The sequence below is a fragment of the Rhodococcus sp. MEB032 genome, from assembly GCF_030208925.1.
Lineage (GTDB): Bacteria > Actinomycetota > Actinomycetes > Mycobacteriales > Mycobacteriaceae > Rhodococcus_F > Rhodococcus_F qingshengii.
Map to the genome: position 1 here is coordinate 77,080 of NZ_JARVSY010000055.1, position 23,186 is coordinate 100,265.

Annotated in this window: 21 protein-coding genes and 1 pseudogene; 14 read left to right on the forward strand and 8 right to left on the reverse strand. The window is 62.7% G+C overall.

Going from position 1 to position 23,186, the window contains the following annotated elements:
• Positions 1-300: 300 nt before the first annotated feature.
• The 3 genes and pseudogenes from QRN54_RS32510 to QRN54_RS32520 form a co-directional block, all read left to right on the forward strand.
• Positions 301-1,560 carry a tyrosine-type recombinase/integrase gene (locus QRN54_RS32510; RefSeq protein WP_011133407.1) on the forward strand — a complete coding sequence of 420 codons (1,260 nt, stop codon included), beginning with the start codon at positions 301-303 and terminating at the stop codon, positions 1,558-1,560.
• On the forward strand, positions 1,557-4,043 hold the full coding sequence (locus tag QRN54_RS32515) for a tyrosine-type recombinase/integrase (RefSeq protein WP_011133408.1): 2,487 nt from the start codon (positions 1,557-1,559) through the stop codon (positions 4,041-4,043). The genes QRN54_RS32510 and QRN54_RS32515 overlap by 4 nt, the downstream gene beginning before the upstream one ends.
• A gap of 26 nt (positions 4,044-4,069) precedes the next feature.
• Positions 4,070-4,570 (forward strand): annotated as a pseudogene (locus QRN54_RS32520) (HNH endonuclease family protein); the annotation flags it as partial.
• A 1-nt stretch (position 4,571) separates the two neighbouring features.
• Here QRN54_RS32520 and QRN54_RS32525 read toward each other — a convergent pair.
• The gene (locus tag QRN54_RS32525) at positions 4,572-5,804 is read right to left on the reverse strand and encodes a metal-dependent hydrolase family protein (protein ID WP_007726122.1); all 1,233 of its coding nucleotides are present in this window, start codon (positions 5,802-5,804) and stop codon (positions 4,572-4,574) included.
• A 158-nt stretch (positions 5,805-5,962) separates the two neighbouring features.
• Between QRN54_RS32525 and QRN54_RS32530 the strand changes: the two genes are divergently transcribed.
• Positions 5,963-6,598: a TetR/AcrR family transcriptional regulator C-terminal domain-containing protein gene (locus QRN54_RS32530; RefSeq protein WP_007726121.1), complete on the forward strand. Its 636-nt coding sequence runs from the start codon at positions 5,963-5,965 to the stop codon at positions 6,596-6,598.
• On the opposite strand, the gene QRN54_RS32535 is transcribed toward QRN54_RS32530, so the two are convergent.
• Entirely contained in the window at positions 6,585-8,159 is a 1,575-nt protein-coding gene (locus QRN54_RS32535) for a molybdopterin-dependent oxidoreductase (protein WP_020908339.1), read from the reverse strand. The genes QRN54_RS32530 and QRN54_RS32535 overlap by 14 nt on opposite strands.
• A 127-nt stretch (positions 8,160-8,286) precedes the next feature.
• Here QRN54_RS32535 and QRN54_RS32540 point away from each other — a divergent pair, with 127 nt between their 5' ends.
• Both QRN54_RS32540 and QRN54_RS32545 read left to right on the forward strand, forming a co-directional pair.
• On the forward strand, positions 8,287-9,105 hold the full coding sequence (locus tag QRN54_RS32540) for a shikimate 5-dehydrogenase (RefSeq protein ID WP_285183996.1): 819 nt from the start codon (positions 8,287-8,289) through the stop codon (positions 9,103-9,105).
• 13 nt (positions 9,106-9,118) lie between these two features.
• Positions 9,119-9,580 carry a DUF6328 family protein gene (locus tag QRN54_RS32545; RefSeq protein WP_003941357.1) on the forward strand — a complete coding sequence of 154 codons (462 nt, stop codon included), beginning with the start codon at positions 9,119-9,121 and terminating at the stop codon, positions 9,578-9,580.
• 1 nt (position 9,581) lies between these two features.
• Here the strand turns inward: QRN54_RS32545 and QRN54_RS32550 are convergent, their stop codons facing one another.
• Together QRN54_RS32550 and QRN54_RS32555 are read right to left on the reverse strand one after the other, a co-directional pair.
• The gene (locus tag QRN54_RS32550; RefSeq protein WP_285183997.1) at positions 9,582-10,418 is read right to left on the reverse strand and encodes a sulfurtransferase; all 837 of its coding nucleotides are present in this window, start codon (positions 10,416-10,418) and stop codon (positions 9,582-9,584) included.
• A 22-nt stretch (positions 10,419-10,440) separates the two neighbouring features.
• Positions 10,441-11,064 carry a LysE family translocator gene (locus QRN54_RS32555; RefSeq protein WP_003941342.1) on the reverse strand — a complete coding sequence of 208 codons (624 nt, stop codon included), beginning with the start codon at positions 11,062-11,064 and terminating at the stop codon, positions 10,441-10,443.
• A gap of 102 nt (positions 11,065-11,166) precedes the next feature.
• Between QRN54_RS32555 and QRN54_RS32560 the strand changes: the two genes are divergently transcribed.
• The 3 genes from QRN54_RS32560 to QRN54_RS32570 are packed head-to-tail and all read left to right on the forward strand — an operon-like array spanning position 11,167 to position 13,361.
• The gene (locus QRN54_RS32560; protein WP_003941284.1) at positions 11,167-11,640 is read left to right on the forward strand and encodes an Lrp/AsnC family transcriptional regulator; all 474 of its coding nucleotides are present in this window, start codon (positions 11,167-11,169) and stop codon (positions 11,638-11,640) included.
• A 36-nt stretch (positions 11,641-11,676) separates the two neighbouring features.
• Positions 11,677-12,915: a benzoate/H(+) symporter BenE family transporter gene (locus tag QRN54_RS32565; protein WP_116056446.1), complete on the forward strand. Its 1,239-nt coding sequence runs from the start codon at positions 11,677-11,679 to the stop codon at positions 12,913-12,915.
• On the forward strand, positions 12,912-13,361 hold the full coding sequence (locus QRN54_RS32570; RefSeq protein ID WP_285183998.1) for an acyl-CoA thioesterase: 450 nt from the start codon (positions 12,912-12,914) through the stop codon (positions 13,359-13,361). Before QRN54_RS32565 ends, QRN54_RS32570 begins: the two co-directional genes overlap by 4 nt.
• Here the strand turns inward: QRN54_RS32570 and QRN54_RS32575 are convergent.
• Positions 13,358-14,386, reverse strand: coding sequence for a phosphotransferase family protein (locus QRN54_RS32575; protein ID WP_285183999.1), 1,029 nt, complete (start codon positions 14,384-14,386; stop codon positions 13,358-13,360). The genes QRN54_RS32570 and QRN54_RS32575 overlap by 4 nt on opposite strands.
• A 221-nt stretch (positions 14,387-14,607) precedes the next feature.
• On the opposite strand from QRN54_RS32575, the gene pdhA reads away from it, so the two are divergent.
• From pdhA to QRN54_RS32600, 5 genes are read left to right on the forward strand one after another with little or no spacing between them, the layout of a single operon-like run.
• On the forward strand, positions 14,608-15,696 hold the full coding sequence (gene pdhA, locus QRN54_RS32580; RefSeq protein WP_285184000.1) for a pyruvate dehydrogenase (acetyl-transferring) E1 component subunit alpha: 1,089 nt from the start codon (positions 14,608-14,610) through the stop codon (positions 15,694-15,696).
• On the forward strand, positions 15,693-16,670 hold the full coding sequence (locus tag QRN54_RS32585; protein ID WP_030536836.1) for an alpha-ketoacid dehydrogenase subunit beta: 978 nt from the start codon (positions 15,693-15,695) through the stop codon (positions 16,668-16,670). Before pdhA ends, QRN54_RS32585 begins: the two co-directional genes overlap by 4 nt.
• On the forward strand, positions 16,667-17,875 hold the full coding sequence (locus QRN54_RS32590) for a dihydrolipoamide acetyltransferase family protein (protein ID WP_215516002.1): 1,209 nt from the start codon (positions 16,667-16,669) through the stop codon (positions 17,873-17,875). The genes QRN54_RS32585 and QRN54_RS32590 overlap by 4 nt, the downstream gene beginning before the upstream one ends.
• 10 nt (positions 17,876-17,885) lie before the next feature.
• The gene (locus tag QRN54_RS32595; RefSeq protein WP_042447902.1) at positions 17,886-19,091 is read left to right on the forward strand and encodes an MFS transporter; all 1,206 of its coding nucleotides are present in this window, start codon (positions 17,886-17,888) and stop codon (positions 19,089-19,091) included.
• A 29-nt stretch (positions 19,092-19,120) separates the two neighbouring features.
• Positions 19,121-19,774: a hypothetical protein gene (locus QRN54_RS32600; protein WP_007726101.1), complete on the forward strand. Its 654-nt coding sequence runs from the start codon at positions 19,121-19,123 to the stop codon at positions 19,772-19,774.
• A 394-nt stretch (positions 19,775-20,168) separates the two neighbouring features.
• On the opposite strand, the gene QRN54_RS32605 is transcribed toward QRN54_RS32600, so the two are convergent.
• From QRN54_RS32605 to QRN54_RS32615, 3 genes are read right to left on the reverse strand one after another with little or no spacing between them, the layout of a single operon-like run.
• Complete coding sequence (locus tag QRN54_RS32605; RefSeq protein ID WP_214924605.1) at positions 20,169-21,599, reverse strand: NAD(P)(+) transhydrogenase (Re/Si-specific) subunit beta; 1,431 nt, start codon at positions 21,597-21,599, stop codon at positions 20,169-20,171.
• Positions 21,599-21,922, reverse strand: a complete 324-nt coding sequence (locus tag QRN54_RS32610; protein WP_003941319.1) for an NAD(P) transhydrogenase subunit alpha part 2 — start codon at positions 21,920-21,922, stop codon at positions 21,599-21,601. Before QRN54_RS32610 ends, QRN54_RS32605 begins: the two co-directional genes overlap by 1 nt.
• A complete protein-coding gene (locus tag QRN54_RS32615) occupies positions 21,922-23,031 on the reverse strand; it encodes a Re/Si-specific NAD(P)(+) transhydrogenase subunit alpha (RefSeq protein WP_285184001.1) in 1,110 nt (369 codons plus the stop codon). Before QRN54_RS32615 ends, QRN54_RS32610 begins: the two co-directional genes overlap by 1 nt.
• Between the last annotated feature and the right edge of the window lie 155 nt (positions 23,032-23,186).

Sequence of the window (23,186 nt, forward strand, 5' to 3'; positions counted from 1 at the left end):
TACGACGGACGGGGCACAGGTGGTTGCACGGTTATCTGCGATCCTGTCGACGCTCGTGCTCGTATGTCTCGTCGCGTCCTGCGGATGGTTCGGGGACGAGCGTCTCGAGTCGGCCCCGGGCAGCCCGACACGATCGGAGCTCGAATCGCTGCTGTCCCGGACCGCGATTGTCGACACCCGACCACATCCGGGTGGATACCAGCGCGGCTGCGGTAACGGCGAGGCCCCGTTGACTGAACTAAATGCCGAATGGTGCAGGTCTGAAGGGGTGGGGTCGATGTGGGTCGGTAGCTTGCGGACATGAGCGAAGGGGAAAGTTCGAGAGATCTGTCGGGGCTTGTGGTGGCCCGAGTGGGTCGGTTGATAGCGACAGGTCAGGCGGCGGAGCCTTACGTCTTGCAGGGCAGCGACGGTGAACGAGTGGAGTCCGTCGAGGTGTTCTTCCGGGAGCTGATCGCTTCCGGGAGGTCGGTGGCGACGGTGCGTTCGTACGGTATGGATCTGCTCAGATGGTGGCGGTTCCTTCACGCTGTGGACGTGGCGTGGGATCGTGCCGATCGGGTCGATGCCCGCGATTTCAGTTGTTGGATCCAGTTGACGGCGAAGGCACGACAAGGATCAGTGGTGCCGGCCAGCGCCGAGGCGGCTGCTACTGCTGCGGCATCGCCGAATCCTGTCACCGGCAAACCGGCTCTGGGGGCCGGGTACTCGCCGGCGACAGTGGCGCACAGTGAGACGGTGCTGCGAAGTTTCTACGATTTTCATCGGGACGCGGGGACTGGCCCGCTTCTGAATCCGTTCCCTCTCGATCTCTCTCGCCGGTCGAGACGGGCTCATGCGCACCACAATCCGATGGATCATTGGGCACCTGAGCGTGTGGGGCGCTACCGGCCTCGGGTCTCGCAGCGGATTCCCCGAGCGATTCCCGAGGATCTGTTCGATAAGTTGTTCGCGGCGTTGTCGTCGGATCGGGACCGGGCGTTGGTGGCGTTCTGGATTTCATCGGGGGTGCGAGCGTCGGAGCTGTTGGGAGTCCGCGAGTGCGATGTCGACCCGGGGCAGCAGTTGATTACTGTGGTGCGCAAGGGAACACGTGCGGTGGAGCAGGTACCCGCGTCGGCGGACGCGTTCGTCTGGTTGCGGTTGTATCAGGAGCAGTTGCGGGGCGAGGTGCCACTCGGACGGATGCAACCGTTGTGGTGGACACTGCGAAGGCCTCGCCGCCCGTTGAACTACCATGCGGCGCATCGGATGTTCGAGCGTGCGAATGCTACCCTCGGTTCGGATTGGACTCTGCACGACTTACGTCACAGTGCAGCGAGGCGGATGGCCAACGACCCGCACTTGTCCTTGGTGGAGGTCAAAGAGGTGTTGGGGCACGCCCATTTGTCGACGACCGAAATTTATCTGACACCCGATAAGGACGAGGTGATCGCCAGCGTCCTGGCCCACCACGCTCGTACTGCTGATCAGCGGGAACATCCGCGGGCTCCGTCGCCGCCTCCTGCTCCTGGATACGATCCGGCAGCGTTGAGCGTGCTGTTCGGGAGGCCGTTGTGAGCACTGCCGTCAAGCACATGACCCGCCCGGAACGCTTCGAGGTCACACCGGTGCCGCATTCGAGGATTCGCCAACTGCACAAACAGTTTCCACCACGCGAAGGTGAACTCTGGTGGCCGCACACCGCTGCCTCTGCTGAGGAGGTCGAGGCCCGACTGAACTGCTCGGTGCTTGCTGAGGCTGCGGTCACCACCCGAGCCGGACGGCACCGGGGCGTGATCAAGATACTGACCTGGTTGGCTTCGGTGCCAGGCGATACCTGGCAAGCCCGGTGGCTCGCCAGCGGCGCCGAGAACATCCGCGGGTCTCGTTACGGCGCGACAACCTCCTGGGCCGATCTCCCGGTGGAATGGATTGCCGGACACGGGCGCCCTGTCAGACATGATCGCAACGACCTGGCTGCAGGACTGCTGATGTTGCTGTGCCTGGACGTGATCCGGCCGCAGTTGCCGTGGATGCTCTCCCGGGCGCACCCGTTTCTCGCGCCGATGATGGCAAAGCTGCGAGATCCGGACGGATTCGCGCGGTTGGACGAGCTTGCTGCCACTCAGCCGGATACCTCGCGAGACGATGCACGAATCGCAGCGACCAGAATCGCGACCCTGCTGGTATCCAAAGGCGGGACGGTCGCGGAGATCACTGTCGGCGATTGCGTGGAGCTGATCGAAACGATGGCGCAGGTGCACTCCCGCCGCGGTCAGAAGAAGATCGATTTCTACCTGCGACTACGTGCGATGGGCATCTTTCCCGAGGATGCACCACACAGCATCCGTGCGTTCGGCGCTCCGGTCGGACAGTTGACGATCGAACAACTCGTCGACCGCTACCCGATCGAGAACCAACCGATCCGAGCTCTGCTCATCGACTATCTGCGCGAGCGTCAACCCGCGCTGGACTACACCAGTCTCAACTCTCGTGCCCGAGGACTCGCCGGGCTGTTCTGGAGCCGCGTCGAGACACTCGCCCCCGGTATCGACACCCTGGCGCTGCCGCCTGACGTTGCCCGAGCATGGAAGGACGACCTGAGATCGATCACACGCACCGCCGTCGACGCGGCGGGACGAAAGCACGAAACAACTTCGCCCCGAAAGAATTACAAAGACAATCTGTTGCAAGTGCGTGCGTTCTATCTCGACCTCGCGCACTGGGCCGTCGAAGATCCGGCACGCTGGGCGCAGTGGGTGGCGCCCTGCCCGATCAGCGACGCCGAGGTCAAAAGAGGCAAGGAACTCAAACACCGTAAAGCGCGGATGGATCAGCGCACTCGCGAGCGATTGCCTGTCCTGTCGCAGTTGGTTCGGTCCGCAGCTGACCGCCGCGCGGCCGCAGCGGCTCTACTTGTTGCGGCGCAGAACACCGAACCAGGTGAGGTGATCGCGGGAACCGACGGAGAACTGCGACGATCCTTGATCCGTCGGGGAACTGGCCGCGTCGTATGGGCCGACAATACTGTTACCGGTGTTCGCCGCGATCTCACCTACGAGGACGAGGAAGCATTCTGGGCATTCGCCACTATCGAAGTGTTGCGGCTCAGCGGTATCCGTCATGAAGAGCTCCTCGAGCTCAGTCACCACAGCATCACCGAATATCGACTACCTAGTACCGGTGAACTGGTTCCGCTGCTGCAGATAGCTCCATCGAAGACCGATACCGAGCGGCTGATCTTGGTCAGTCCCGAGCTTGCGGAAGTCCTCAGTGCGGTAGTTCAGCGTTCGCGGCAACCCAACGGATCGATACCGCTCGTGGCTGCCTACGATACGCAGGAGAAGCTGTGGAATCCGCCGATGCCGCTGCTCTTTCAGCGGGGAATCGGAAACGAACGCCGAGCGATCCCACCGAGTTTCGTCCGCAAGCTCCTCATCAATGCGCTCACCGTGGCAGCTCTCACCGATGCCAGTGGCGATCCGTTGATGTTTCAGCCCCACGACTTCCGGCGAATATTCGTCACCGACGCGATCATGAACGGCCTGCCACCCCATATCGCACAGGTTATTTGCGGGCACAAGACAATTGACACGACGATGGGCTACAAGGCCGTCTACCCCTCGGAAACGATCGAAGCGCATCGAGCGTTCATCGCGCGTCGTCGTTCGATGAGACCCAGTGAGGAATACCGGACACCGACCGACGAGGAATGGGATGCGTTCTTGTCTCATTTCGAGAAGCGGAAAGTATCGGTCGGGACCTGCGCACGGTCGTTCGGCACACCCTGCATCCATGAGCATGCTTGCGTCAGATGCTCACTCCTGCGGCCGGATCCAACGCAGCGAGGCAGGCTCGAAGAAATCCGAGACAACCTCGAAGCCCGCATCATCGAAGCCAAACAGGAAGGCTGGCTGGGTGAAGTCGAAGGACTGCAGGTCAGCTACACCGGAGTCAGGGACAAGATCGCACAGGTCGATGCCACGATGAAACGAGGATCGGCAACAACTGACCTCGGAATGCCTGGATTCGGATCGATCTCGGGAAGGACTTCCACATGATTACCAAGCTTGAATTCTTGTTCAGAGAAGCCTGCGTCTTCGGCCCCGCGTGGTCCGACGACCAGGACGCTCCAGGTGGCCACGACGGGTGCGATACCCGCAACAACGTCCTGGCCCAAGATCTCTCGGACGTGGTGTTCAAACCAGGAACACGTGACTGCGTCGTACTGTCCGGCGCGATGACCGACCCGTACTCCGGAGATCGCATCGAATTCGAACGCAGCCAGGCCAAGTCCGTCCAGATCGACCACGTCTTCCCGCTCGCCGCGGCCTGGGACTTCGGCGCGAACACCTGGACTCCTGCGTTGCGGATGAGGTTCGCGAACGACATGTCTCTGAACCTGTTGGCCGTCAACGGCCCCGACAACCAGTCGAAAGGCGACAGCACGCCCAGTGAGTGGTTGCCGCCCAATCCTGCATACCGATGCTTTTACGCCGGCAAGTACTTGACCGTCGCGATTTCCTACGGCTTACCGGTCAGCCGGGCGGATCACTCGGCGTTGACAGAACTCGCCACTCGCTGTTGAGCTACCGGCCGTCCTTCACCACTCGACCGCTCTGAATGACGAGTGCGATGCGCTCACGATCGGCGAAGATGGACGGATCCGTCAACGGATTGCCGCGGAAGGCAACGAGGTCGGCGAACTTGCCGACTTCGATGGTGCCGACCTCGTCGGCGATACCGAGAATGTCGGCGTTGATCCGGGTAGCGGAAACCAATGCGTCCATCGGGGTTTCGACCTTGGCGCGCAGGACTAGCTCCATTCCCCGGCCCGTTTGATCGGTACCGATGAGGTCCGATCCCAAGCCCACTCTGACGCCGGCATTTCGAGCAGCAAGAAGCCCGTCGATCTGACCCTGCATCATCTGGCCGATCCGAGCCGAAATCGATTCGGGTAGACCTGCTGACGCCGCGCTGTCCGAGAGTGCCTGCACCACAGCCAACGTCGGCACCAACGCGACGTCGTGCTCGGCCATCAACTTGGCAGTCTCGTCGTCGATACCTGAGCCGTGCTCGACGCATTTCGCGCCGGCAGTGACAGCGTTTCGGATTCCCTCGTTGTTGTGGGCATGCACCGTGACATAGGTACCGCGCGCATTGGCTTCCTCGACGGCAACTTCGATCTCGTCGACCGTGAACTGGGTATCGGTGAGCTTGTCATGAGTGGATACCACTCCCCCTGTGACACACAGTTTGAGGAAGTCCGCACCCCTGCGGAACGTCTCGCGAACGTTCTTTCGCATTTCGTGCGGACCGTCGGAAAGCAGAGACATACACCGTAATCCGGGGATGTCATGATCGGACCAGTCCGAAGTCGGCTCCCATTCGGCCGCCAGGTGTCCGTGTCCACCGGTCTGGCACTGGATCGGGCCGCACTGAATGATCCGCGGACCCGGAATCTTGCCCGAGGCGACAACTCCGGCGAGTCCACCGTCGATTCCGCCGCAGTCACGAACAGTGGTGAATCCCCCGTCGAGGGTCGATGCGCAGGTCGCGAACATGTCTGCAGCGAGCTCGGCTACCGAGATCTGACGCCGCAGGCTCGGTGCGAGATCGCTCGATCCACCGAGATGAACGTGTGCGTCGATGAGGCCGGGCGTGATTGTCAGCCCAGCGCAGTCCAGCACCTCCGCCCCCGTGGGTGGCGTGCCACCGAGTGCACTGATGCGCCCGTTTTCCACAGCAACAGCGCAGTTCTCGATCGGGTCGGCGCCCGTCCCGTCGATGATCGTTGCACCGGTCAGCCATACGACAGACATATTGAATGTTCCTCCGACGTGTACCGATCGCCGGAAGATTCCGCCGACATACCGAATAGGGTTCGGTTAGTATGATGCATACCGGCTCCCGAAATCAAGGAGTTGTCATCACTCGATGAAGTCCGAGATTGCTGACGAATCCCTCACCAGGAGAATCGATGCCGCGTCCCACCCAGCCGATACTGTCCACGCGAAACATCACCGACGCGGCTCTGGATGCTGTCGACGCGACCGGCGACTTCACCATGCCCGGGATCGCCAAGCAATTGAACGTGACTCCGTCTTCGCTCTACACACATATTTCGGGTCGATCCGAGATCGTCGAACTCATGCGCATCCGCGTGATGTCGTCGATCTCTGTCCCCCACCCACCGGCAGGGTGGAGCGAACGGATCAGCGCGTGGGGGTGGGCCTATCGCCGAGCTGCGGTCGAGCACTGGCGCCTCATCCCGCTACTCATGACCCGCAGCGTCCGCACCGAGGTAACTTTTGATATCGATACTGCACTGGTTCAGGCATTTTCGGACGGAGGTTTCGATTCGGCCGACACTCGTCACGCAATCTCCACGCTGGACAGTCTGGTTCTCGGATCAGTCGTGAAACTCTCGACGCCGGATGTCGCATGGACCCAATCCTCCAACCCGAGCGAGATCACGCGCGAGGCTACGACCCCACTGCGAACCGACGACACGTTCGACTTCGGCCTGCGAACCCTGATCGCCGGATGGATGGCTCAGCGCGTTGTTCGTCTGTATACCGAACCTCATTCGGATTCCGACGTCACTTCACGGTGAACGACCTGGTGTGCCATCCCGTGGCGCCACCGGGAATCGGCGGAGTGCGCTCTTCCACCTGAACATTCCCGTCCAGATCCGTCGCTCTGACCTGCACCGTGTGCAAACCCGAGCCTGCATCCCACATCCACGACCATTGACGCCAGGTGTCGATCGAGTACTCCTGCGCCAGTGTCGCCGGTTGCCATTCACCGTTGTCGACGCGAACCTCGACCTTCTCGATCCCGCGATGCTGCGCCCAGGCCGTTCCCGCCACCAGCACCTGGCCCGGCTCGATGGGAGCCAGAGCTGCCGGCACCTCGATACGCGAGGACGTCTTGATCGGTGCCTGCGCACCCCAACCGCGCTGGGTCCAATAGGCCTCGACCTTGTCGAAACGCGTGAGTTCCCACTCCGTCACCCACTTGGTGGCGGAGACGAAACCGTACAGACCGGGAACGACCTGCCGAACGGGATAGCCGTGCTCGAACGGCAACGGCTCACCGTTCATCGCCACGGCGAGAATCGCGTCACGGCCGTCGGTGACTATCTCGACCGGGGTGCCGACTGTGAAGCCGTCGACGCTGGTCGAGAGGAGCATGTCGGCGTCGGGATGGACACCGACTTCGTCGAGCAGGTCCTTCATGGGATAACCGATCCACTTCGCGTTCCCGGCCAGAACGCCGCCCACCTCGTTCGAGACACACGTCAGCGTGATGACTCGCTCGATGGGCGTTCGCGCCACCAGATCGTCGAACGACAACGTCATCTCGCGGTCCACCATTCCGTGAATCCGCAGTTCCCACGAATCCGTTGTCAATTGCGGAACGAGGAGTGCAGTGTCGATTCGGTAGAAGTCGTCGTTGGGCGTGATGTACGTCGACGCACCCGCAATCGCGATGTCCGCACCCGCCGGAATCGGCGGCGCCGGGTCAGCGGCGGTGGGCACGACAAAATCTTCACGATTCGCTACTGCTCCGGCGATTCTCTGCCCCACGAACTTCCCGGCCGCACCCGCTGCCGCAGCCACTGCCAACGCCGCACCCGCAAGCAGGAGGAACTGACGACGAGGCAACCACGAGTCGGCGACGCCCGGCGAGAGCGGCACTTCGAGTTGTGTGATCAGCAACCGCAAGGTTGCGACGCCCGCCACCACACCGACCAGTGTCGGGAACACGTACATCGCGTCGGCAGTCGGGCGCTGCATCGCCGCATACACACCAACCGCGCCCAGAAGAACAAGGATGACACTGCCGATCGGGCGGCGTCGCCGTTCCAGGAGCCCGGCCACCGCACCGAGCAGAACGATCAAGATCGACATTCCGATGAACAGCGCCGGCTTGTCATTGGTACCGAAAGTGTCGATCGCGAACTCGCGAGCCCACGCCGGCGTTCGGTCGACGGTAGTCGCACCTACCGCGTAGAAGGGCGACGCGTCCGGGTTGATCGGCAACGCAACCAGTTCACCGACGCCCAGGACGACAGCCGCGGCCAAGACCCCGGAGATCGCGTGAGCAGCCCATCTACGACGCGGTGGACGAGATTCGGTGCTCGGGTGCTCGTCGATGTTCTGTGTGACCATGTCGTCTCGGCTCTGTCGGTGCGAGTGGTGCTTCGATCGGATACCCGACATTCGGCGCTGCGGGCCATCCGGATGGGTGCACTCCTCCATCAAGAACTACTCCGAACTCGCGATTAGAGTGGGAACGATGACCGTCGACCTCAACAAGGACACGCTCCTGTGCATGTCGCTCTCCGGGCGACCGAGCAACATCGGCACCAGATTTCACAATTACCTCTACGAGGAATTGGGCCTGAACTTCGTCTACAAAGCCTTCACCACCGAAGACGTGCCAGCCGCGATCGCCGGCATCCGAGCACTCGGGATTCGAGGCTGTGGGGTGTCGATGCCGTTCAAGGAACAGGTCATCGAGCACATCGACGTCATGCATGATTCGGCCAGCGCCATCGACTCCGTCAACACGATCGTCAACGAGTCCGGAGTGCTGCACGCCTACAACACCGACTATCAGGCGGTGGCCAATCTACTGCGTGACAACAACGTCGACACGAGCCTGTCCGTCGCTGTCGCCGGCAGCGGTGGCATGGCAAAAGCAGTCGTCGCCGCGGTGCGCGACACCGGATTCACCGACGTCACCGTGATCGCCCGCAACCAGCAAGTGGGGTCATCGCTTGCGAAGCAGTACGGCTTCGACTGGCAGGCCGAACTCGGTGAGCTTCGTCCAGGTGTGCTGATCAACGCCACCCCGATCGGTATGTCCGGCGGCGCAGAAGCAGATGCACTGTCGTTCCCCGAGCACGCAGTGCGCGCAGCCGATGTCGTCTTCGACGTCGTCGCGATGCCTTCGAAGACGCCACTGATCGCGTTGGCGACCGAACTCGGCAAAACGGCGATCACAGGAGCGTCGGTCATTGCCCTTCAGGCCGCCGAGCAGTTCGTTCTCTACACCGGTGTGCGCCCGAGCGCGGAGCAGATCCAGCGAGCGTCGGAATACTCACGGGCGTAGGAACCACGTCGCCGTGAACGAGACCGGGGAGACTCCACCTCAACAACTCGCGCGGAACTTCAACGAGTTGTTGCAAGAACTGCGCGTCGCGCTCTCTGGTGTGCAGATCCTGTTTGCCTTCCTGCTGGCCGTGGCATTCACCGAACGCTACGAGGAAGCGTCGGCGTACATCCGCGGCATCCACTTGGTGACAGTGATCCTTGTTGCCATCTCGTTCGGGTTCCTGATGGCACCCGCGGTCTGGCATCGCATGCTTTTCCGCCGTGGGCACCGCGAGAACATATTGCCCGTGGCCAACCGATTCGCCCTGTGCGGCATAGCCTTTCTGGCCGCCTCCATGACCGGCACGGTCCTGTTGATCGCCGAGGTCGCCGTCGGCGGAGTTGCCGCAAAGGTTTTGGCAGCGTGCGCCGCGATCATGTTCACGGCGCTGTGGTTTCTCGTGCCGTCATTCATCGATCGCACCAAGAGCTGACTCAGGCTCCGGTGTCGACGGCGCGAGTGCTGTCGTTGGACCACTGTGACCACGAGCCCGGGAACAGCGTCGCGTCGTAACCAGCGATCGCGAGCGCCGCGATCTCGTGCGCTGCAGTCACTCCGGATCCGCAGTACACCGCCACCTTGTCTCCGACGCCCAGTCCGGCGAATCGCTCACGCAGGTGGGTCGTATCCAGGAATCGCCCGTCGCCGGTGATGTTCTCGGCGGTCGGCGCGTTCACCGCACCGGGGATGTGCCCTGCGACGGGATCCATCGGCTCGACCTCGCCGCGGTACCGCTCCCCGGCTCGGGCGTCGAGAAGGACACCGCCCTCGCTCGTCCAGTTGCCGACACCGTCGATGTCGACAGTCGGCATGTTGCCGCCGGTGAAAGTCACGTCGCCCGGGCTGACGGACTCGCCGATACCGGCCGCCAACGGCAGTCCTGCGGACTCCCAGGCCTGCAGCCCGCCGTCGAGCAGTCGGACATCCGAGAGTCCGGCCCACCGCAGCAGCCACCAACCACGGGCCGCGGCCGTGTTGCCGGTGGCGTCGTAAAGCACCACCGAATCACCGTCGTCGATTCCCCAACGACGCGCCGCGGCCTGCAGGTCTTCGAGACTCGGCAGCGGATGCCTCCCCTCGTCCGGCGACGGCGGCGAGGCAAGTTCCTCTTCGAGGTTCACGAATACCGCACCGGGAATATGGCCGTCGCGAAAATGCTGCTCGCCGTTCGAATCACCCAGCGCCCATCGGACATCGAGCAATCGCGGCGCAGCGCCGGCCTCGATGAGAGCGGACAGTTCTTCGACGTCGATCAGCACGGGAAGTGTCATGAGCCCATCCTGACACGACCACTCATGCAACCCCGAAGAAGGCACCGAGGCCCACCAACAACACGCCTGTCACCACGTCGATTCGCTTGCCGACGCCAGGACGACGCAACTTCTTGCCGGCTCCGGCCGCCAACACCACCACGATCGCCCACCACAGTGCCGCGGCGACCACCGTCGCGCCCGCCAACATCAACGTCCGCAGCCCTGCGCCTTCACCCGGCTCGATGAATTGCGGGAGTAGCCCGAGAAAAAACAACAAAGCCTTCGGATTCAGCAGGTTCGAGAGGAAGCCGTAGCGAAATGCCGTGGTGACCGCGATCGGTTCTTTCGCTGCCGGAATTCCCTCGTCCGAGGCTCGGGCCTTGAAAGCACTTCGAATCGCGGAGATGCCGAGCCAGGTCAGATATGCCGCCCCGGCGTAGGTGAGCGCGGAGAGCAACTGCGGCCGTGTCGCCACAAGTGCGGAGAGACCCAGTGACGCGGCAGCGGTGTGAACGAAGAGCCCGGAAATCACACCGGCGGCCACCACCGCGCCGGTCCGACGATCTGCCAGAGAATGACGCAGGATCAGGACAAAATCCGGTCCCGGCGTGAACAGGACGATGGATAGCAGGGAGCCGAAAGCGAGCCATTGACCGACACTCATCCGAAATACCTCACACCCGAGCTGATTCGAGACACATGTTCATGCCAGGAGTGTGCAACTGGATCCGGGAAGTTCAAAACGACTTCGGATATAGTTCGGCAGATGACGAAGAATGAGCCTCTGGATCCGGTGGACTGGAAGATTTTGGCCGAATTGCAGAACGACGCGTCGATCACCAACAAGGTGTTGGCCGATCGAGTCGGTTTGGCGACGTCCTCGTGCCACGAGCGCGTACGACGCCTACGTGCCAACGGAACGATCAGCGGTATCCACGCGGTTGTCGATCCGGCAGCCGTTGGCCGGTCGATGCAGGCGATCATCGCCGTTCAACTGCGACCACACCGCCGCGACCTCGTCGACCGGTTCACCGCCGACGCCCTAGCACTGCCGGAAACGCTTGCGCTCTTCAACGTCTCGGGGCCCGAGGACTTCTTCCTCCACGTCGCGGTCCGTGACAGTGCTCATCTACAGCGAGTATTGATCGACCACCTCGCCGCACATCCCGAGGTCTGGCACGCCCAAACGCACCTCATCTACGGCAAAGCGGTCACCTCACCCATCCGACCGGACAGGTAAATCGGGTCTGGGGCGGGTCGGGCAGAATCACTGACCATGTCGGACTCCACAGATACCACCGAACCGGAAGCCGTTCGCAGCAACTCGCAACCGATGAGCGCAGGCATCGTCACGGCCCTCGTCGGCTTCACCAGTTCGTTCGCGGTGGTGCTCACCGGCCTCGCGGCTGTCGGTGCGGACGCAACCGAGGCGGCGTCCGGACTGCTGGTTCTGTGTGTGACCCAAGCGTTGGGAATGCTCTGGCTCTCACGCCGGTATCGGATGCCGATCACCCTGGCCTGGTCGACGCCCGGTGCCGCTCTGCTCGCCGGCGCCGGAGCGGTCGAGGGTGGGTGGCCGGCGGCGGTCGGAGCATTCATCGTCGTCGGAATCGCGATCGTGCTGACCGGACTGTGGCCGACGCTCGGAAGGATCATCTCGGCAATCCCGACGCCCCTCGCGCAGGCGATGCTCGCCGGGGTTCTGATGCCGTTGTGCCTGGCGCCGATCATCGCCGTCCGGGACGCACCGGCAGCGGTCGCGCCCGTCATCCTGGTTTGGCTTGCCGCGCAGCGCTTCTCCAAGCGATGGGCGGTTCCGCTCGCGTTCCTCACCGCAGCGGTCGTGATCGGGATCAGCCTCGTCACGTCGGATCGAGTGCTCGACGCCGGCGCCATGATTCCCCGCATCGATCTCACCGCGCCGTCGTGGACCTGGCAGGCAATGATCGGCATTGCGATTCCCCTCTACATCGTCACGATGGCTTCGCAGAACATTCCCGGTGTGGCCGTGATGAATTCGTTCGGATACACCGTTCCCTGGCGACCGTCGATGATCGTGACGGGTATCGGCACCATCGTCGGCGCACCGGCCGGTGGCCATGCGATCAACCTCGCGGCGATCAGCGCAGCCCTGGCCGCCGCCCCCACTGCACATCCGGATCCCAAACGTCGATGGATCGCTGCCTTCACCGCAGGCTGGGCGTATCTCGTTCTCGCTGCCGGCGCGGCCGCGGTGGCCGCTCTGGTAGCCGCCGCACCGGCCGGAGTCGTGGAAACTGTTGCCGGACTGGCGCTCCTGGCAACGCTTGCCGGCGCCCTCACGTCGGCGCTGAGCGAGGCGAGTGAACGTGAAGGCGCCGTGGTCACGTTTCTGATCGCCGCATCCGGGGTCAGTATCCTGGGAATCGGTTCGGCATTCTGGGCACTGTTGGTGGGGCTGATCGTGCGTGCAGTCCTACAGGGCACCACCCTGCCCTCACTCGCGCGACAGTCCTCACTACAGTCGAAGCCGTGAGCACAGCGCAGACGCCCCCGTCGATCAGCGAGTTTCCCGTTCTCTGGCCCGTCCCGACGCGGTGGGACGACAACGATCACTACGGCCACGTCAACAACGTGACCTACTACTCGTACTTCGACACCGCGGTCAACGCCTGGCTGATGTCTTCCACTGGAACCGACATCCGCACCCTGCCTGCCATCGGCCTCGTCGCCGAGACGTCGTGCCGGTACCTGAGCGAGCTGTCGTTCCCCGAGCAGTTGCAGGTGGGTATCTCCGTCGAGAAGCTGGGCACCAAGAGCATCGTCTACGCCCTGGCGATATTCCACGAGGTCGACGGTGGCAATTGGGAACCCGCTGCCACCGGCCGCTTTGTCCACGTCTACGTCGACGCCGACACCCGTAAGCCGGTGGAGATCCCGGCGGCCATCAGATCGGCAGCCGGGATCTTGACCGAAAACTAGCTCAGGCCGAGCTGATCTGCCGTCAAGACGGCGCGTGCAACGATTCCGTCGATCAGCGCGACCGTCGGGCCGCCGTGCTCGGCCTTGTTGCGCGGATCGTCGAGAATGCGTCGCAGCACGCCCTCTGCGATGATCGAGAGCTTCCACAGAGCGAGTACGTGCCAGTATCCGACCGCTGACACGTCGCGGCCAGTCGCCTCGACGTAGGCAGCGACCAGCTCGTCACGGTTCGGGAAGCCTTCCAGCGTGGACGCCATGAACGGACCGGCAACCTTGTCACCGGCTTCCGGCCAGTACGCGAGTAGCGCACCGAGATCCGCGAGCGGCTCCCCCAACGTGCACAGCTCCCAGTCGACGACGGCAACGATGCGCCCCTCGGCCGGATCGGTGATGACGTTGTTGAGGTGGAAGTCGCCGTGAACCAACGTCACTTCGTTCTGTTCCGGAATGTTTCGGTGCAGAATCTCGGCCAATCGGTCGACATCCGGAACATCGCGGGTCTTCGACTTCTCCCACTGCGCCGACCACCGCTTGAGCTGACGCTCGGCAAAGGGCTTGCGGCTGGCCAGGTCGTGCAGCCCGGTCTCTTCCAGGTCAACTCCGTGGATGCTGGCGAGGGTTTTGGGCATCGCCAAGCCGACCGCGCGACGCTCGTCCTCGGTCAACTTCTGAGCCACCGGAACGCCGTCGATCACAACGCCGTCGATGTAGCTCATGAGGACCAGCGGAGCGTCCGTGATCTCCGGATCTTCCGTGATGCCGAGGATCTTCGGAACCGGCACTTTGGTTCCCTGGAGCGAGGACAGGATGCGGTGCTCGCGCACGACGTCGTGCGCGGAAGCCAACAATGTTCCCAGTGGAGGTCTGCGCAGTACCCACCGTCCTCCGCCCGCATCCGTCACGGAGTAGGTCAGGTTCGATTGCCCGTTACCGATCCTCTCGAAAGTCAGTGGTGTCGTGGCGCCGACCCCCAGTTCGGCGATCCACGCGGAAACAGCTTCTTCGTTCAAACCGACTGCAGTCACCGCACCGATGCTAGCGGTTGAAGTCCGATCGGTTGGCCGTACCGACACGTTTGTTACTCGTCAGTTCGCAGCTCAGGTCTTGATACAGCATTGAAAATACTTGCGGATTTCCCAATCAGGGGGATCCTGATGGTAGAGCGACAACTGCATACAACACATCGGGATTGTGCGGCGTACTCACGAGGCGCGCCGGGCATGAGCAGAAACCGAGGTGAGCGAAGATGGTCGACAACCTCGATTATCCGGTCCAACTCATCCAACCGAACGGCGCACGGGTGTGCCGTCCCGAATTCGACCGCCTGATAACGGACATCGGGCCTGACGAACTGCTGTCGTTGTATCGCGATCTCGTCGTGAGTCGCCGCATCGACACCGAAGCTGTTGCCCTGCAGCGTCAAGGCGAAATCGGGTTGTGGGCTCCGATGCTCGGCCAAGAAGCCGCGCAGGTCGGTTCCGCGAGAGCGCTCGCCCCAGGCGACTTCGCCTTCACCAGCTATCGCGAACATGCCGTCGCGTGCTGCCGCGGAGTTCCACCCGAATTGCTGACGACTATGTGGCGCGGAATCTCCCATTCCGGTTGGGATCCAGAACAATTCAACGTCACCAATCCGGCGATCGTCGTCGGCTCCCAAGGTCTGCACGCCACCGGATACGCACTCGGCGCACACCTGGACGGCGCCGAGATCGCAACGATCGCCTACTTCGGTGACGGCGCAACAAGTCAGGGTGACATCGCCGAGGCAATGGGATTTGCCGCCAGTTTCCGTGTCGGCGTTGTCTTCTTCTGCCAGAACAACCAGTGGGCCATCAGTGAACCGGTATCCCTGCAGTCCCGTACACCCATCTCGCATCGGGCGATCGGTTACGGTATTCCGGCGATCCGCGTCGACGGTAACGACGTCCTTGCCGTGCTCGCCGTGACGCGCTCGGCGCTCAATCGCGCACGCGAAGGCAGCGGCCCGACGTTCATCGAGGCGATCACCTGCAGAATGGGCCCGCACACGACCTCCGACGATCCGAGCAGGTACCGCACCGATACGGATATGTCGGAGTGGAGAAGCCGCGATCCGCTCGAGCGAATGCGTCTGCTCCTCGGCCGTCGCGATCTTCTCGGAGAAAACGAACTCAGCACCATCGCGGCAGCCGCCGACGACGTCGCCGCTGGACTGCGACGCGCAACCATCGCGCTCGCCGATCCGCCCCCGTCAGCGCTCTTCGATCACGTCTACGCCGAGGCACACCCACTGATCGACGCTGAACGCGAAGAGCATCGCGCGTATCTCCGTAGCCTGGAAGGGGCTTCGTCATGACCGTCATGAATCTGGTGACCGCGCTCAACACCGGCCTTCGACGCGCACTCGAAGACGATCGTCGCGTTGTCATCATGGGCGAGGACGTCGGCCGTCTCGGCGGCGTATTCCGGGTTACCGACGCCCTGCAGAAGGACTTCGGCGACACCCGGGTGATCGACATGCCCCTCGCCGAATCAGGGATCGTGGGAACAGCTTTCGGTCTTGCCTTGCGCGGATATCGTCCGGTCTGCGAAATTCAATTCGACGGGTTTGTCTACCCGGCTTTCGATCAGATCGTCTCGCAGGTGGCCAAGATCCAGTACCGCACCCGAGGCGCTGCCTCTGCGCCACTGACGATTCGGATTCCCAGTGGCGGCGGAATCGGTGCGGTGGAACATCATTCGGAGTCGCCGGAAGCGTACTTCGCTCACACCGCGGGACTGCGGGTGGTGTACCCGAGCAATCCGATCGACGGTTTTCACATGATCCGCCAATCCATTGCGGCCGACGACCCGGTGATATTCCTCGAACCCAAACGGCGCTACTGGGATACCGCCGACGTGAATACCGATGCTGCGCCCGAGCTTCCGCTCCACCGTGCTCGCGTCGCCCGCTCGGGGAACGACGCGACAGTGGTTGCGTACGGATCCATGGTCACCACCGCACTCGACGCCGCGCGGATCGCCGAAGAAGAGGGCCATGATCTGGAAGTGGTGGATCTGCGTTCACTCTCCCCCGTCGACTTCGACACGATCGAGGCGTCGGTGAACAAGACAGGCCGGCTGGTCGTTGTCCACGAGGCTCCGAAGTTTCTCGGCGTCGGCGCCGAAATCGCAGCACACGTCGCGGAACACTGCTTCTATCAGTTGGAGTCACCGATCCTGCGGGTCACCGGATTCGACATCCCCTACCCGCCCGCCAAGCTCGAGCGTTTTCACCTTCCGGACGCCGACCGGATCCTCGCGGCGCTCGACCGAACGCTGGCAGCATGAGCACGGCGCACGAATTCCGGTTACCGGATCTCGGCGAGGGCCTGACTTCCGCCGATCTGGTCGAGTGGGCGGTCGGCGTCGGCGACACTGTGGCACTCAATCAAGTTCTCGCCCAGGTAGAGACAGCCAAAGCTCTTGTCGAACTGCCGTCGCCCTACATCGGTGTTGTCAGAGAACTCCTCGTCGAACCTGGCACTACCGTTCCGGTGGGTACTCCGATCATCCGTATCGAGGAGTCTTCAAATTCACCGTCTCCAAGTAATTCTCAGTCTCCGAGCGTGCTGGTCGGATACGGACCCGCGACCGAGAGACCGAGCCGCCGACGGAGCAAGATCACGCCGTACTCGCAATCCGCGGCGAGTACCGAGCGTCGGCCCGCAACCCCCGCGGCGCGGCGCGCGGCCCGCGAAGCCGGCATCGATTTGAGCGAAATCACCGGCAGCGGATTCGACGGTGCCGTCACCGCGGCTGACGTCGCAGACGCGCTTACCGTGCAGTCGCCTTCGGATAACGCGACACGCCTGGCCTCGTCCGGCATACGAAAACAGATGGCGTCGGCGATGGTTGCCAGCACCCGCGCTCCGCAGGCCAGCGTCTTCCTCACCGCCGATGTCACGCCTTCGATGGAACTGCTCGGCAGGCTCCGTTCCTCGGAGGCGTTCACCGGACTGTCTCTCACTCCGCTGACACTCGCTGCCAAGGCAATGGTGGCCGCCATCGCCTCGCACCCGATGGTGAACGCGCATTGGGACGAGGCCCGCGGCGACGCCGCCGTCGACGATGACGTGAATCTCGGCATCGCCGTCGCCTCCGAACGTGGACTGTCCGTGCCCAACATCAAGAGCGCCGAGACACTGAGCCTGGTCCAACTCGCACGCGCGGTGACCGAACTGACCGTTGCTGCCCGTGAGGGAAAGACGGACGTCCGTCACCTGACGGGTGGCACCGTCACGATCACCAATGTCGGAGTCTTCGGCGTCGACGGCGGCATTCCGCTTCTCAATCCGGGAGAAGCCGTCATTCTCTGTCTGGGCTCGGTGAGCGAGCGTCCGTGGGTGATCGAGCGCAAGATCGAAGTGCGGAGCGTCGTGACACTGACGTTGACGTTCGACCACCGCGTGCTGACCGGTGAGCAGGCCGCGAGATTCCTCTCATTTGTCGCAGAGATGCTCGCGAACCCGGACCTGTTGCTGACTCACCTGTAGAAAGGAACGAGTGAGCGTCAACCCCACCGACCGCGCAGTCCCCACCTCCGCCCTGGTGCGCGCCCGCGCCGGCATCTTCGGCATTTTCGGCATCAACGGATTTCTCCTCGCGATGTGGGTCGTCCACATCCCGTCCATCGAACACCGAGTGGGGATCAGTCACTCGACGCTCGGCTCACTTCTTCTCCTTCTTGCAGTCGGAGCCATTGCCGGCATGCAGTTGAGCGGCCCGCTCGCAGATCGATACGGCAGCAGACGCATGGTCGTCCTGGCGGGTAGCGGGCTGGCATTCGCCACTCTCGGCCCGGGGTTTGCCACGAACACCTGGCAACTGGGCGCTGCACTTGTCGTGTTCGGCTTTGCGAACGGCGCGTTGGACGTGTCGATGAACTCGCAGGCCGTCGAGGCCGAACAGTTGTACCGGCGCCCGATCATGGCGGCCTTTCACGGCATGTTCTCGGTCGGTGGCGTATTGGGCTCTGTCATCGGATTCGGCACTCTCGCACTGGATCTTCCGCCGTATGTCACGCTCAGCATCGCGTCGGCAATCGGCTTGCTGGCAGTCTGGTTGTGCTCGCGACCCCTTCTCCCTCACGTCGACGTGCATGCCGAAACCGCGTCGACTACCGGAAAGACACACGGCAGATTCTCGGCTCGCGTACTTGCCCTCGGAACCCTCGCCTTTGTTCTGATGCTGGCCGAGGGAGTGGCAAACGACTGGAGCGCGCTGCAGGTCAAGGAAGATCTCGGTGTTTCGAATGCCGTTGCCGCACTGTCGTTCGGCGCATTCTCCGCCATGATGACCGTCGGCCGGTTCACCGCGGATCGGATCAGCGCGGCGGTAGGCCCGGTGGCAGTGGTTCGCTACGGTGCGTTGCTGTCGTCCATCGGAATGCTGACCGTCGTGGTATCCGGCTGGCTACCACTGACGTTGCTCGGTTGGGCCCTGTTCGGCGCCGGCCTGTCGGGATGCATTCCGCAGATCTTCACCACGGCCGGAAATCTGGGCTCAGGTTCGGCCGGCACCAACATGTCTCGCGTCGTCGGCATGGGATACATCGGATTCCTCGCCGGTCCGGCAACCATCGGCTGGGTCACCAAGCTTGTGCCTCTCACCACAGCAATGTTGATCCCGTTTGCATGCGTCCTGGTCGCAGCGGGTTGTGCGGGTGTCGTTCGGCGCGATTCTCCGACCGCCTACAGACCTCACAGCTGATCCTCACGATCGGCACAGACTCAACAGGGATGCTGGTACTCGTGACCGTCTCGACCTCCACCCAGCACCCCGCTCCCTCCACAACCACTCGCTTCCTCGTCCTTGCCGCGATCGCCGTCGTAGCGCTGGGCGTCTTGTATTTCGTGCGACCCACCTCGCCCGGTTTGAGCGTCCCGGAACAGGTGCGCGCACTTGCCGAGTGGACGGTAGGCCGATTCGACGTCACCGCTGTACTCGCAGCCACTACCGCTCTGGCCGTCGTCTCGATGGTCCGCGGACTGCCATACGGCATCGGCGCGATCCTGCTCCTCGGAATGGGCGCCAATCTCACCAACGCGGCATTCGGTTCCTGGCTCCCCGATGTGCCCCAGGACCTATTGCCCAGCGGTCACGTCGCAGCGGCGACCGCGCTGTACTGCTCGGCGATCTTGATCTCCGCCCCGCAGTGGCGTCCGGTGGTCGCCGGGCTCGGATTCGTCGGAGTTGCTGCGATCGGTGCCAGCGCGCTCGCCGCCGAGCTGAGCGGCCTTTTCGGAGTGATAGCTGGCATTCTGATCACCCTGGTATGGGCCTGTGCCGCAGCCATTTTGATGGCACGATCGCCCATCGCCGCGAAACGTGAAGAGCTACGCCCGGATACGGCAGCCATCGCGTTCTCCAGGCACCGGAGCATCCGACTTTAGTCCTAAATCTTTGGGATTCAGAGATTTTCGCCGATAGCTCTCCCGCCACGGTTGGACATGACGTATGTTCTGAAATGTCCGAATCAAGTAGTTCCACAGCGAAGGAGTCTTTACCGTGAGCCTCGAAGATCTGAACCCGCTCGAACTGATCCAGAAGTTGATCGAACTACTTTCCGGCTTCTCTTCCGACCCCGAAACCCCCGAGGTTCCGTAAAACGTCGCCAGAGGCGCCTGTTCCGAGTTTCGTCTCGGGCCAGGCGCCTTTGTCGTTTCAGCACAAGAAGTCGTTTCAGCACAAGAAGTCGTTGCAACACACGACATCTTTGCAACACACGGCCACGAAAAAAGGCGTCCACTCGCAGCTGCGAGTGGACGCCCCTTCCGAGTACCAGCGCTAGAGCGCCTTGAGTTCCTCGGTTACTTCGGAGACCGACTTCTTGGCGTCACCGAAGAGCATCGAGGTGCCCTCGGCGAAGAAGAGCGGGTTCTCGATACCTGCGAAACCGGAGTTCATCGAGCGCTTGAGCACGATGACGGACTTCGACTGGTCGACGTTGAGGATCGGCATTCCGTGAATCGGTGAGCTCGGATCGTTGCGCGCCGCCGGGTTGGTGACGTCGTTCGCGCCGATCACCAAGGTGACATCGGTACGAGAGAACTCGTCGTTGATGTCGTCCATTTCCTTCATCGCGTCGTACGAGACATCCGCCTCTGCGAGAAGAACGTTCATGTGACCGGGCATACGGCCGGCGACCGGGTGAATGGCGTACTTGACCTCGACGCCCTTCGACTCGAGCAGTTTCGCCATGTCCTTGACCGCGTGCTGAGCCTGCGCGACGGCAAGTCCGTATCCGGGTACGACGATGACCTGGTTGGCGTAGGCCATCTGGATGGCCGCGTCGGCGGCCGAGGTCGCCTTTGCCGTGCGCACGACGCCGTCGGAGGATGCGGCTTCACCGCCACCACCACCGAAGCCGCCGGCAACGATGGCCGGGATGGACCGGTTCATGGCCTTGGCCATGAGGTTGGTCAAGATGGTGCCCGAAGCACCGACGATCATGCCGGCGACGATCATCGCCTGGTTGTTGAGCGCCAAACCTGCAGCAGCAGCTGACAAACCGGTCAGAGCGTTGAGCAGCGAGATGACGACGGGCATGTCCGCGCCGCCGATGGGCAGCACGACCATCAGTCCGAGGATGCCCGAGAGCACGAGCACGCCGACGATCCACAGTGAGCTGGTCGGGCCTTCCGGTGAGATCGCCTTGATACCGATGATCACCGAGAACGCGACGGCGGCAAGAAGCAGCAGAGCATTGAGCGGCTGCTGGAGCTTACCGATTCCGATCGGACGACCAGGCAGAGTTTCCTGCAGCTTCAGGAACGCGATCACGCTGCCCCAGAAGGAGATCGATCCGATCACCGCGGCAAAGAGCGAAGCGATGACGATGTGTACCGTCGGCGACTCGCCGTGCTGGAATGCGGTGAAACCGTCCGAGTCCAGGAACTCCGCGTACGCGATCAACGCGACCGTGCCGCCGCCGACACCGTTGAACAGTGCCACCAACTGCGGCATGGCCGTCATCTTCGTGCGGAGCGCCGGCGGAACGCCGAGCACGACACCGATGACAAGGCCGGCAGCGATGAGGATCCAGTTCCCCATCTCCGCATCACGAATGGAGATCAGAGTTGCAACGACGGCGATGAGCATGCCGACCGCGGCGATCTGGTTGCCGCGGACTGCGGTCTTCGGGCCGGTAAGACCCATGAGGCCGTAGATGAACATCGAGAACGCGACAATGTAGAGCGCATTGACCAGGTATTCCATTACTGGTCACCATCCTTCGACACAGACTTGGCGGCCGGCTTGGCCTTGAACATCGCCAACATGCGGTCCGTGACGACAAAACCACCGACAACGTTCACGGTTCCGAAGACGAGCGCGACGAACAAGATGATCTGCAGCCCGATCGAGGGATCGTGCACCTTGCCCAGGACGACCAACGCGCCCAGGACGACGATGCCGTGGATGGCGTTCGTGCCGGACATCAACGGGGTGTGCAGGGTGTTCGGAACTTTGGAGATCACAGCGAAACCGACGAACCCGGACAACACCAGGATCGCGATGTTCGCCAGAAGTGATGTGTACATCAGGCGCCCTTCTCTTCACGGGTGACGCACGCACCGGCCAGAACCTCGTCGGAGAAATCAGGCGCCAAGGCACCTTCCACCAACATGAGTTCGATCAGCGCGGAAATGTTCTTCGAGTACAACTCGGACGCATGCTCCGGCATGGACGCCGGCAAATTCAGCGGAGAGCAAATGGTCACGCCGTGCTTGACGACGGTTTGACCCGGCTCGGTCAGCTCGCAGTTACCACCGGTTTCACCCGCGAGGTCGACCACCACACTGCCCGGCTTCATGCCTTCGACCGCGGCAGCGGTCACCAGGCGCGGCGCCGGACGACCCGGAACCAGAGCTGTGGTGATCACAACGTCGAAGCCCTTGATCGCATCTTCGAGTGCCTGCTGCTGCTTCGCTCGCTCGTCGTCGGTCAACTCGCGGGCGTATCCACCCTCGCCCGCCGCATCGATTCCGAGGTCGAGCCACTGTGCACCCACCGAACGCACCTGGTCGGCGACCTCAGGACGCACGTCGTACCCGGTAGCGCGGCCACCGAGACGCTTGGCTGTCGCCAGCGCCTGCAGACCTGCCACTCCCACTCCGAGGACCAGAACCGTCGCAGGCTTCACCGTGCCCGCAGCGGTGGTGAGCATCGGGAAGAACCGCGTCGACTCCGATGCTGCCAACAGAACAGCCTTGTACCCGGACACGTTCGCCTGCGAGGACAACGCGTCCATCACCTGCGCGCGGGAGATACGAGGAATCGCCTCCACGGCGTATCCCTCGATGCCGGCGGCCTTCAACTCGGCGATGCGGTTGTCCGCATTACGCGGATTCAGGAAACCGATGAGCTTCGCGCCGGTACTGATCCGGGCGATCTCTTCTGTCGACGGAGGCGCAACCTTGACCACCACGTCAGCAGTCCACGGATCGCCGATTTTCGCGCCGGCAGCGGTGTACAACCCGTCGGGAATCAACGCCCCGAGACCGGCCCCGGACTCGACGACCACGTCGACACCCTTGCCGATCAAAGCGGACACAATTTTCGGCACCAATGCGACCCGACGCTCACCATCACTCGATTCTCGAGGGACGCCGACCGACGGACGCACTTGTGCGCTCTTCGATGTTTCCATTTTCCATTACCTTCTGCGGTTGGTGGTTCGCCTGCTGCGACGAGCGGCAACCAGCATGTGATGAGCGGAAGATGACCCGCTTTTGGGTGAATGGTGACTGATAGTAGCCAGAGTTAACGCGGCGTAGGGAAACCGACGACGCACTTTCTCCATCT